Genomic DNA, 11452 nt, shown 5'->3' on the forward strand with positions numbered 1-11452 from the left:
ATCCTATATATTTACGCTGTAAAACCAAAAACAATATGAAGAAAACTTATACTCAGCCACGCTTTATTTTAAACTTCAACTCTTTAAAAATGCGTTGTTGTTGTATTTAAAATACCATCCCTACATGGTTCATTTCAGTAAAATAGTTCTGGTTTGCTGAAAAAAAAGGGGAAAACTATTCGTAATCCCCTCAGATAAAAATTCTTAAGAAACAGGAATCTGATTGGCGTCTAACCCTGCTTCAATTATCATTTAATCAATTGTAAATTTATGCAAAATCTTGCACAATTCAAACGTGCGCTCTTTCTGCTGTCATTTTTTGTAAGCCCCGTTGCTTTAGGTGTTGCACTTTCGACCATTTCTATAAATGTTCAGGCTCAAAACGTGCCAGCTCCCTTAATTAATGCAAACATTAGCGGTACCGTTATTGACAACCAAACTAAGGAATCCCTGCCAAGGGCTGTAGTTCAATTAGAGGGAGTAACCCACAGTGTACTCACCGACGATAACGGCCATTTCAAATTCGTTACCGGGCAAAAATTACCGGCAGTAGTTATTGTAAGTTATGTGGGGTATAAAACACAGAGAGTAACCATTACCAATTCACCGGTAGAAATCAGGTTAGAACCAGACGCACATCAAATGAACGATGTGGTGATTACAGGATACACTTCTCAAAGTAAACAGGTTTTTACAGGTTCTGTTTCGCAAATTAAGTCTTCGGCTTTAGAAAACAGGCCGGCCCAAAGCTTTGATCAGTTAATTGGCGGGCAGGCAGCGGGTGTAAACATCGTACAGCCATCGGGAGTATTGAACAGTACACCTGTATTGAGGATTCGCGGTATTAACTCCATTACTTCATCCATTTATCCGTTGATCATTGTAGATGGTGTAACTATTTTTACAGGATCGGGAGGGGATGCTATTGGCAATAATCCGCTTTCAGACATTAACCCAAGTGATATAGAGACCGTTGAAGTTCTTAAGGATGCTTCTGCAACGGCTATATATGGATCCAGAGCAGCCAATGGTGTATTGATCATTACCACAAAAAAAGGGAAGAGGGGATCTGTTAAAGTGGATTACGGAACATGGTTCAGCCTGAGTGAGGCCTATAATTTACCCAAATTACTGGATGCTTCACAATATGTTTCAATTAAGAACGAGGCACGTGTTAATGCTGGCCTATCGCCTGGTTTTGTGCTGGGCACCAATCCCGATGGTTCCACTACACAAACCAACTGGTATGATGTTGCTTATCAAAATGCTATTTCCCAAAACCACAATTTGAGTATTTCAGGTGCCACAGAGCGAACCAATTATTTCCTGGGCCTAAATTATACCAATCAAAATGGAATTTTAAGAACCAGTAATTTCAAGAGAGAGGGAATCAGATTAAATTTAGAACACCAGGTAAACAGTTTAATTACGATTGGAACCAATGCTGCCTACAATAATTCACTGAATTCAGGGCCAAATAGTGGTGCAACCGGGCCAAACTCTATTACCTCATCTTCAGGAAACAGTGCGAACAGTCAGTATATCGGCCTTCAGCCACTGGGTAGGCTAACTTATATCCTGCCGCCCAATGTAACCGTATACAATACAGACGGATCTTACAATATCAACAGCAGTAATGGAAATATAGGGTACGGCCCGAATAGTAGCGCATTGGGTGTTTTTAATGCTTATAATCTCCAAACAATACTGGACCTGGATAAAAACACCTCTGAAAACAACACTTTTATAGGAAGTGTATATGCTGAAGTGTCCTTACTTAAAAATTTAAAATTTAAGACCTTATATGGTCTGAACAATCTAATCGTTGAGAACAACACCTTCAGAAATCCATTTAGCGGCGATGGTTTTGCGACCAATGGTTCAGCAGCCAATTCCGTAACGAAGTATAAGCGCTCCAACTGGACTAATACTTTAATCTATACAGCATCTGTTGCTGAAGATCATAATTTTAAGGTTTTACTGGGGCATGAATTGATCACTACAAAAATTGATGGATGGGGTGCTACCCGAACAGGGCTGTCAGATCCATTTTTTACCAGTTACCAAGGGGGCTGGACCACCATTACTCCTTCGTCCAATATCCAGACTGAAAACGCCATTTTATCTTATTTCAGTAATTTTAACTACGATTACAAAAAGAGATACCTTTTGAGTTTCAATTACAGGAGGGATGGTCTTTCTGCGCTTGCCGCCAATAATAAATGGGGTAATTTTGGAGGGGGCTCTGTTGGATGGAATGTATCAGAGGAGGATTTCTTCAAAAAGTCCAGCTTATCCAAGTCTTTAAATGCCCTTAAACTCAGGTTCAGCTACGGTGTTGTAGGAAACAGCAGTCTTGACGATTATGCCTCTCTGATCAAATATGGTTCCGGAACTTATGCGGGTACCCCTACATTAAATTTCACCCAGGCAGGCAATTCCAATCTCAAATGGGAATCGAGCAAGAAACTGGATTATGGTTTGGAGTTCTCTCTGTTTGACAGCAGGATCAACGTAGTGGCAGATTATTATAAAAACACCATTGATGGCCTGATATTGGGGGCACCACAGGCGGCTTCACAAGGCATCCCGGGTAACTCGATCATTGCAAATGTGGGCTCCTTATACAATAAGGGTTTTGAATTTGCAGTAAACGCACGCATCATCAGTCAAAATGATTTCAAATGGAATGTTGATTTCAATATTTCAACCTTGCAGAACAAGGTTACTTCATTAGGAGACGGGGGAGATATTTATCCGACAGCCTTAAGTACCTTCGGCATTCAAAATGTAACTCGGGTAGGTTATTCTGTGGGTTCAATTTTTGCCGTTCCGGTGGCAGGTGTCAATCCAGCTAATGGAAACAGAATTTACATCAACAAAAACAATGAACAAGTTCAATATGATGCTGTAGCTAAAAACTTTTATTACCTGGATGGCAGCATTGCCCCAAGAATTGATAATTATACGGATGGACGCATTCAAGGACCTTCTCTGCCTACTTACTATGGAGGTTTAAATAATAACTTCTCCTACAAGGGATTCGATTTAACCGTAGGATTTACATTTTCAGGTGGGAATAAGCTTTACAATGGTACGCGATCAACCATCTCAGACCAACGGTATTTCAATAATGGTACCTTTATTCTGGACAGATGGACCACACCCGGTCAAATTACAGATGTCCCTAAATTGGTTTGGGGCGATAGTTTTACCGGTGGATTTTCTTCCTCAAACGCTGCTTACGTAGAAAAAGGCGATTACCTGAAGCTTAAAAGTGTCAGTCTGGGTTATCGTGTGGATTTGCCAAAAGATGGTATTGCAAAATATATTTCTTCTGCCAGAATCTATGCCCAGGCGTCAAATTTGTTCACCATCACCAGCTATACCGGATCTGATCCGGAGATATCCATTAACGGAAACTCTATAAACTCTGGTAAAGATCAAAATGTACCTGCCAATGCCAGAACATATACACTGGGCCTTAACCTCTCGTTCTAGCAGCCTTTGTTACACTTTAAATCAATGATCATGAAATTTACATATAAAAAAAACACCCGCTTTTACTTAAAAGGACTTCTGCTGGCCTCTATAGTTTTTTGGGGTTCCTGCCAAAAAGACGCACTAAATCTTACCCCGTTAACCAGTATAGCAGGCGATGAAGCCTACAGCACGCCTGCAAAAATAGGTTCACAAGTCAACGCATTGTATGGGCAGTTGAGCGATGCCGGGTACTTTGGTGGGCGTTACCTGGTGTTTAACGAACAGCGTGGAAATGAATTTAGCCAAAATGATGGTAATAATTCTACAGGGGCCAATGTATGGAACCAAACCATCTCCGCTTCCGGCGATTTTGTAAATGCTGTATGGACAGCAGGGTACAGGGTGATCAATTCAGCCAATATTTTAATCGATAAATTGTCTACTTCCACTGTACTTGACGTGAATACCAGGAAAAGTTATGTGGCTGAAGCCAAGTTTGTAAGGGCATTTGCCTATTTCAGTCTGGTTCAAACTTATGCGAAACCCTACAATCAGAGTACAACGAGCTTAGCCTTGCCGCTTCGGTTAAAAGGAGAGACCACTGGAGGGAACAATGATCTGGTATTCAGCAGCACCGCCGACATCTATGCTCAAATCCTAAAAGATCTTGATGAAGCGGAAGCAGATCTGCCTGCCTCTAATTCAACAGCTTTATTGAATACCGGCCGGGCACACAAAGCAACTGCAATCGCTTTAAAGACGCGGGTCTATTTAGTGAAAGCCGATTACGATAAAGTGGTGACTGAGGCCTCTAAATTGGTGCCTGCGACTGCACCTTATCAATATACGGCTGGAACGGTAAGCCATAGCCTGGAGGCAGACTTGACTAAGTTGTACAATGGCTCTTACACTGGTCCTGAGGCCATTTTTAGCATTCCCTTTATTATTGCTTCTGAAGCGCCCGGGCAACAAAGCGCATTGGCTTATAATTATTTGTCGCCGGTATTATATTTAAATAATAATGGTGGAATCATTTCTAACCCGGTATTCTCTTCCACGTCTACAGATCTGCGTAAAAACTTAATTACCACCAACACCAGCGGCCAGCAGCTGCTCAAAAAGTTTGCTAAGAACAGCGCGCCTTATCTGGATTATGTTCCCTTGATACGTTATGCTGAAGTGTTGCTGAATTATGCAGAGGCAGCAGCACAAAAGAATGATTTGAACACAGCCTTATCTCTTTTAAAAGCCGTAAGAAACAGGGCCAATCCAGGCTTTGTATTCAGCACTGGCGTGGGTACGAAGGAGGACTTAATCAATACCATTTTAACTGAAAGACGGATTGAGCTTCTGGGAGAAGGTTTCAGGACACCTGATCTATTTAGAAAACTATTGCCTTTGCCTGCAAAAAGTGGCACGGCAGGAACCGCACCAGAGGTAGCCGTTTCTGCGAGTAACTATGTATGGCCAATTCCAAGCAATGAGCTGGCTTACAACAAACTGGCTCCAAGATAATTTATTTGTAACCAAAATTTATATACGGATGAAAAGGATTTCTAGTATTTGCATTATTGCCACAGGGCTGTTTCTACATGCTCAAAATGGACACGCACAAACCATTTATACCAACGGAAAAATTATAACTGTTGATGCCGCGAATACCATTGCAGAAGCTGTGTTGGTTAAGGATGGTAAAATTTTAGCGGTCGGTTCTGCTAAAGATATCAGCAAACTCAAAAATTCTGCGACACAGATTGTCGATTTAAAAGGTAAGACCCTGGTGCCTGGGTTTGTTGACGGACATAGCCATTTTATGGGTTTGTCCAGATCGAGTACCGTTAATCTGGGTTCACCGCCTATGGGTGATGTAAAAAACATTGCCGATTTGGTGAGCAGGATACAGGATTTTAAGAAGCAAAAAAACATTGCTCCGGGAGAGTGGATTGATGGTTTTGGGTATGATCAGGATCAGCTGGAAGAAAAAAGGCACCCAAATAAAGAAGATCTGGATGTTGCTTTCCCAGATAACCCCGTTACAATTACGAATATCAACGGGCATATGTCTGTGTCTAACTCTTATGCTTTAAAAGTTTCTGGAATAGATGAAAATACACCCAATCCTGCTGGTGGAGCTATCGAGAGAAAAAAGGGAAGCAACGAACCAACAGGTCTTTTACAGGAAGGCGCAACGCGTTTGCTTAAAAGACCTGCAAGACCAGCTCCATCTCTGGATCAGCAACTCAAAGACTTAAAGGAGCAGCAATTGTTTTATGCCAGTCAAGGCATTACTACTGCGCAGGATGGTTACACCAGCCTGGAATCTTTAAAGCTATTACACCAGGCAGCAGAAAAAGGAGCTTTATTCATTGATATTGAGGCTTTACCAGGATATCCAACACTGGAAACAGTTTTAAGAAATAAAGAGTATGAGTTTGGTACGCTTAAAAATCACTTGAAACTGGCAGGAACCAAAATGATTGCCGATGGTTCACCGCAGGGAAAAACCGCCTTTTTCACTAAATCTTACTTGGTTGAGGTACCAGGTTGCAACCATGATGAATGCACTGGTTTTCCTAACATCACACAAGATCAGTTTAATGCATTTGTAATTCACGCTTTCCAGAACAACATACGTCCATTTGTGCATTGCAACGGTGACGCCACTATAGATATGTATTTAAAGGCTATAGAAAATGCCAATACGACTTTAAATACCAGCAGTAACAACCGCAGACCAGTGACCATACACTCCCAGTTTGTAAGAGCGGATCAATTGGATACCTATAAAAGACTTGGCATTATTGCTGCCATGTTTAGTAATCATGCTTATTTCTGGGGAGATGTGCATGTACGCAACCTTGGGTTAGAAAGAGCGAGCTTTTTAAGCCCCTTAAAAACAGCTATAAAAAAAGGGGTTGTGGCCACTAACCATACTGATTACCCGGTTACACCTGTTAATCAGTTGTTTCTATTATGGACTTCAGTGGCCAGGGAATCCAGATCCGGACAGATTATAGGCGCTGCTGAGCGGTTGACACCTCTTGAAGGATTGAGGGCCATCACGATCAATGGTGCTTATGAATATCAGGAAGAAAATTCCAAGGGTTCTATAGAAAAGGGGAAACTGGCAGATTTTGTCGTTCTATCGGATGACATTACCACCATTGACCCATCGAAGATCAAAGATGTAACTGTTTTAGAAACGATAAAAGAAGGAAAAACAATCTATAAAAAACTTTAATGAAATCTTTAAAAAAATGGGAATCGGTTTCTGTTCGCACTACAGAGCGTACGGCAGAGATCGGATGGTTTGATGACATCATCGGTGGAGATACAGATTATTTAGGCGTGCTGGATCCAAGCCGCCGCAGTAGTTTTGAACACTGCAGGGACATTGCCCTGCACGCAGAATCCTTGGGGTTTAAAAATATCTTGTTCCCAACCTCTTATACAGTGGGACAGGAAGCCATCACTTTTGCAGCGGCGATTGCACCGTTTACCAGCAAAATTAAATTATTAGTGGCCATCCGGACTGGAGAGATTCATCCGCCAACTTTGGCCAGGGCAATTTCTAATCTGGATCATATCCTGGAAGGTCGTTTGGCCATCAACATCATTAATTCTGACTTGCCCGGCCTGCGGGAAAGCGCAGAATTGCGCTATGAGCGTTGCAACGAAACTATTGACGTTTTAAAGCAGTCCTGGACACAGGATCGGATCCAACTAAATGGAAAGCAATATAAGCTTGATCTGCCTTCTGATCCGGCCAAGCCTTACCAGCAAAATGGGGGTCCGCTACTGTATTTTGGCGGTACTTCTGATGGATCAAGAGAGGTTTGCGCTCAACATTGCGATGTGTTTTTGACCTGGCCGGAACGGGAAGAAAGTTTATATGAAACCATTAACGATATGAGTAACCGCGCAGCGGCACACGGGCGAAAGATAGATTTTGGTTTACGTATTCACGTTATTGTGAGAGAAACTGAAAACGAAGCCAGGGCTTATGCTAAAAAATTAACTTCAAAACTGGATGAAAAGCGTGCACAGGAAATCAGGAGCCGGGGAGAGGATTCCCGCTCACTAGGTGTGCTAAGGCAAGATCAGCTCAGGGAAGAAGCGGATGAAGACGGATATATTGAGCAATTGCTTTGGACAGATATAGGAAAGGTGTTTTCTGGCTGTGGAGGCGGATTGGTTGGAAGTCCGGAGCAGATCATAGAGAAAATCAACCGATATATTGATATGGGCTTCCGTGCATTTATTTTTTCCGGGTTTCCCTTAAAAGAAGAGGCCGACTATTTCTCCAAATTGGTTTTACCGCATTTACCCAATGTATCGCTATCCCAGATCCAGGGCAGAATTCCTGAAGAGTCTCCGGTTACACCCTATACAACAGCAGATTTAAAATAGTTATGGCAGATAAAAGTACAGGACATCCTGGTCTTAAAAGAGAAATAGGATTATTAGATGCGATTTTCCTGGTGGTCGGCAGCATGATCGGCTCTGGTATTTTTATTGTCGGTGCCGATATCACCAGACATACCGGCTCTACCTTTTGGTTCATTGCCGTATGGATAATTGGTGGGATCATGACCTTAATTGCCGCTTTAAGTTATGGAGAACTAAGTGCCATGTACCCAAAGGCTGGTGGTCAATATACTTATTTAAAAGAAGCCTATAATCCATTGGTGGCCTTTGTATATGGATGGAGCCTGTTTGCGGTGATCCAGACTGGAACCATTGCAGCTGTGAGTGTTTCCTTTTCTAAATTTTTAGCCTATTTGGTTCCCAGCCTTAGTGAGGACATTGTGTTGGTAAAAATAGGTGGTTTGTCCATTTCCCATGCACAGGGATTTGCCATCCTGCTCCTTGTTTTTATTACTTATATCAATACCAAGGGGGTTAAAGGTGGCAAAATTATACAAAGTGTTTTTACTGCAACCAAAATCCTCAGTATTGCAGGTCTTATTATTTTTGGTTTTATTCATTTAAAGCCAGAGGTCTGGAGTGCTAACTGGGTCAATTGGGATTTAAGAAAACTAAGTACCGAAGGCACTTTTACGGCCTATCATGGTGCCCCTGCAATTGCGGGGGCACTAGCGGCAGCCTTAGTAGGTGCCATTATGAGTTATGAAGCCTGGAACAACGTTACCTTTGTAGCAGGTGAAATCAGAGATCCGAAAAAGAATATAGGCAGAAGCCTTTTTATTGGAACAGCATTGGTTACATTGATTTATGTCCTGCTCAATCTAATGTTTACGGCTGTGCTTCCACTTTCTGAAATAGCTTCCGCAGAAAAAGACCGGGTTGGTTTGGTGGCATCGCAGGCTATTTTTGGACCCGAAGGAACACTGGTGATCGCCGTATTGATTATGATTGCCACCTTTGGATGTAATAATGGCTTAATCCTGACGGGTGCGCGGGTATACTATTCGATGGCTAAAGATGGATTGTTCTTTACTCGAGCTTCCCGTTTAAATAAACATGCTGTTCCGGCATTTGCTTTGTGGATTCAATGTGCAATGGCTTCCGTGTTGTGCCTGAGTGGTAAATACGGAGATTTACTGGACATGATCACTTTTATAGCGGTATTGTTTTATGTGCTCACCATTGTTGGGATCTATATTTTACGCATTAAAAGGCCCGATGCAGAACGGCCATATAAAGCCATTGGCTATCCATTTTTGCCTGCTTTATATATACTGTTGGGCGTAGCATTTTGTGTTTTATTGATCATATATAAACCTGGCTTTACCTGGCCGGGATTGTTTATTGCCTTAATCGGGGTGCCGTTGTTTTATATCAATGAATTTTTAAAAAAGCGGGATCCTGTTCTTGAAAGGAATGATGAATAATAAGCCTATATTCGCAGGAAATTATATCTAACGTTTCTATGAAATTAACGCTAAAAACAATACTATTCGTGTTTTCCATGACTACACTTTCCCTTTTTTCGTGCAGTAAAGGAAGTAATCCAGTTATTGACAAAAAAGAAACTGTTGTAGCAGATGAAAAGATCTATGTAAAAGTAACTGTCGAGAATGGTGAGTTGATCAGTATATCGTCCATCTCCAATGGAAGTAGTGAAGCGCAATCAGAGAGCTTGTCTGATAAAAAGTCCTTCACTAAGGAATACAAGTCTGTAAGTGTGGTTAACGCAAGTGCTAAAGGCATTGATGCAAATTCTGTACTAAGGGTTCAAATTCTAAAAGGAGACAAGGTATTAAAAGAGGCTATGTCGGCAGGCGCGGATATGTCTGTTGCGATGATGTATTTTTAAAATTGCAATCATCTGATGCTTTAGCAGATCGTTACTACAGTGGCTGAGCAAAGAATAACTGAAAGAATTTCATTTTATTTGAAGGCAGGACGAGTTTAGTCTCTGTCTTCAAATCTATATACAAGGTTTGAGCTACATTGGATTCAACAGACGGCCATAAGGGCAAACCAGGGCCATTTGGATCACCTTTATTCACAAAATTAACCCAATAGGAAGACATCATTTCGGATATTTGCCTATCTGCCGGGGTCCAGGGCCGCATGAGCTTGTTCAGGTTGCTAAACACATAAGGAATTTCTGAGGAGTGAAATGCACCATATTGGGGGAATTCTGGCCAGGGGATGGGATGGTTAAAATAATAGGTATAGGCCTGAGCCGTTTTCGAATAGCCATCAGCCCATAAATACGTTGAGGCCAAGCCAAAATCTCTTGCGCTTTCAACCTGTGATGTACGGGCTTCTGAATCGGTACGGGCTGGATACAGGAAATCAAAATCTTCATAAAGTACCTCATAAAGTTGACGGGATTGTTTTTGAAATTCCTCCGCAGATATTTTACCATAGTTAGATTTAGCACTTCCTTCATCAGCATTTATTCCTGTGAGTACAGGTACCCGGTTCTGTTTCCCCTGCTTATATATGACCGGAACGCTTTCCGGTAGAAACCATCCATCAATAATCGGCCTTAATAAACCGGGTAGTTTTTTTGTATAGGCCAATAGCTCATCAGCAGACAAATCCCTTAACTGCTTTAGGGAAGACATGCCCAAGCTGGTGGTGAAATCAGAACATGCTTTTTCTGCTTGTTGTAAAGTGAGCATTGGGGTTCGTGGCACTAAATCAGAGCCGCTTTGTGCAATGCCTCCACTCATTAAACCTTTGGTTAACGGAGATGCTATTAGATCATGTACACATCCTGCGCCTGCTGATTGGCCACAAACTGTTACTCGTTTTGGATCACCTCCAAACGAAGCTATATTTTCCTGTATCCATTTTAAGGCGGCCATTTGATCCATCAGCCCATAATTTCCTGAAGAATGATGTGCAGACTCCCTGCTGAGCTCGGGATGGGCAAAAAAGCCAAAAATGCCAAGACGGTAATTGATATTGATAACGATGATGCCTTTTCTTGCCAGGTTTTCGCCGTTGGAAATGGGAGTGGAGCCTGAACCTTCAACATAACCACCCCCGTGTATATAAACCAAAACGGCTAAACTTTCTCCCTTTTGATGTTTTGGTGTCCAAATGTTCAGGTAGAGACAATCTTCACTAATCGGTTGATCATTTATAAATTCGGCAGTCCAGGGATTGCGCGCAGCTGTAGTTTGCATTGCACTGTTACCGTATTGATCGGCTGCCCTTATTCCTTGCCAGTGTTTTGGAGCCTGAGGTGCTTTCCATCTTAAATTTCCAATTGGGGGAGCAGCATATGGAATGCCCTTATATATCTGAATCTGACCATCGACAGAGCTTGTTCCTGCAAGTGAGCCTTCATTTACCTGAACGGTATCTGCAGGTGCCTGGGCAAAAGAATGGCAAGTTGAAAAAATTAAGATTGCAAAGATATACTTTTGAATTTTTCTGCTCATATCAGCAAGATAAAGATAATATTGGAGATCGGCAGCCTATTATCTAACCAGCATATCTGCAACCTTAGTTAAGTCGAAAAACTGTAATGATGTAACTACAG

Annotated in this window: 7 protein-coding genes; 6 read left to right on the top strand and 1 reads right to left on the bottom strand. The window is 41.9% G+C overall.

All coding sequences use genetic code 11. From position 1 onward, the window contains the following. The first annotated feature begins 270 nt into the window (after nt 1-270). From DBR11_RS10270 to DBR11_RS10295, 6 genes are read left to right on the top strand one after another with little or no spacing between them, the layout of a single operon-like run. On the top strand, nt 271-3501 hold the full coding sequence (locus DBR11_RS10270; protein WP_108552263.1) for a SusC/RagA family TonB-linked outer membrane protein: 3231 nt from the start codon (nt 271-273) through the stop codon (nt 3499-3501). A 30-nt stretch (nt 3502-3531) separates the two neighbouring features. After that, nucleotides 3532-4998, top strand: coding sequence for a RagB/SusD family nutrient uptake outer membrane protein (locus tag DBR11_RS10275; RefSeq protein WP_158275260.1), 1467 nt, complete (start codon nt 3532-3534; stop codon nt 4996-4998). A gap of 28 nt (nt 4999-5026) precedes the next feature. Further along, nucleotides 5027-6724 (top strand): amidohydrolase, encoded by a 1698-nt coding sequence (locus DBR11_RS10280; protein ID WP_158275261.1) that lies wholly within the window; start codon nt 5027-5029, stop codon nt 6722-6724. Continuing rightward, nucleotides 6724-7893, top strand: coding sequence for an LLM class flavin-dependent oxidoreductase (locus tag DBR11_RS10285; RefSeq protein WP_108552269.1), 1170 nt, complete (start codon nt 6724-6726; stop codon nt 7891-7893). Before DBR11_RS10280 ends, DBR11_RS10285 begins: the two co-directional genes overlap by 1 nt. A gap of 2 nt (nt 7894-7895) precedes the next feature. After that, nucleotides 7896-9338, top strand: a complete 1443-nt coding sequence (locus DBR11_RS10290) for an APC family permease (RefSeq protein ID WP_108552272.1) — start codon at nt 7896-7898, stop codon at nt 9336-9338. A 38-nt stretch (nt 9339-9376) separates the two neighbouring features. Beyond that, on the top strand, nt 9377-9763 hold the full coding sequence (locus DBR11_RS10295; protein WP_108552274.1) for a hypothetical protein: 387 nt from the start codon (nt 9377-9379) through the stop codon (nt 9761-9763). Nucleotides 9764-9797: 34 nt separating this feature from the next. On the opposite strand, the gene DBR11_RS10300 is transcribed toward DBR11_RS10295, so the two are convergent. Next, nucleotides 9798-11351 (bottom strand): carboxylesterase/lipase family protein, encoded by a 1554-nt coding sequence (locus DBR11_RS10300; RefSeq protein WP_108552276.1) that lies wholly within the window; start codon nt 11349-11351, stop codon nt 9798-9800. Nucleotides 11352-11452: the final 101 nt, after the last annotated feature.

It is taken from the genome of Pedobacter sp. HMWF019, from assembly GCF_003061025.1.
GTDB lineage: Bacteria > Bacteroidota > Bacteroidia > Sphingobacteriales > Sphingobacteriaceae > Pedobacter.

Coding starts and splice junctions, on each gene's coding strand:
- DBR11_RS10295 (WP_108552274.1), top strand. CDS start 9,377: ATGAAATTAACGCTAAAAACAATACTATTCGTGTTTTCCATGACTACA.
- DBR11_RS10290 (WP_108552272.1), top strand. CDS start 7,896: ATGGCAGATAAAAGTACAGGACATCCTGGTCTTAAAAGAGAAATAGGA.
- DBR11_RS10280 (WP_158275261.1), top strand. CDS start 5,027: ATGAAAAGGATTTCTAGTATTTGCATTATTGCCACAGGGCTGTTTCTA.
- DBR11_RS10285 (WP_108552269.1), top strand. CDS start 6,724: ATGAAATCTTTAAAAAAATGGGAATCGGTTTCTGTTCGCACTACAGAG.
- DBR11_RS10270 (WP_108552263.1), top strand. CDS start 271: ATGCAAAATCTTGCACAATTCAAACGTGCGCTCTTTCTGCTGTCATTT.
- DBR11_RS10275 (WP_158275260.1), top strand. CDS start 3,532: ATGAAATTTACATATAAAAAAAACACCCGCTTTTACTTAAAAGGACTT.
- DBR11_RS10300 (WP_108552276.1), bottom strand. CDS start 11,351: ATGAGCAGAAAAATTCAAAAGTATATCTTTGCAATCTTAATTTTTTCA.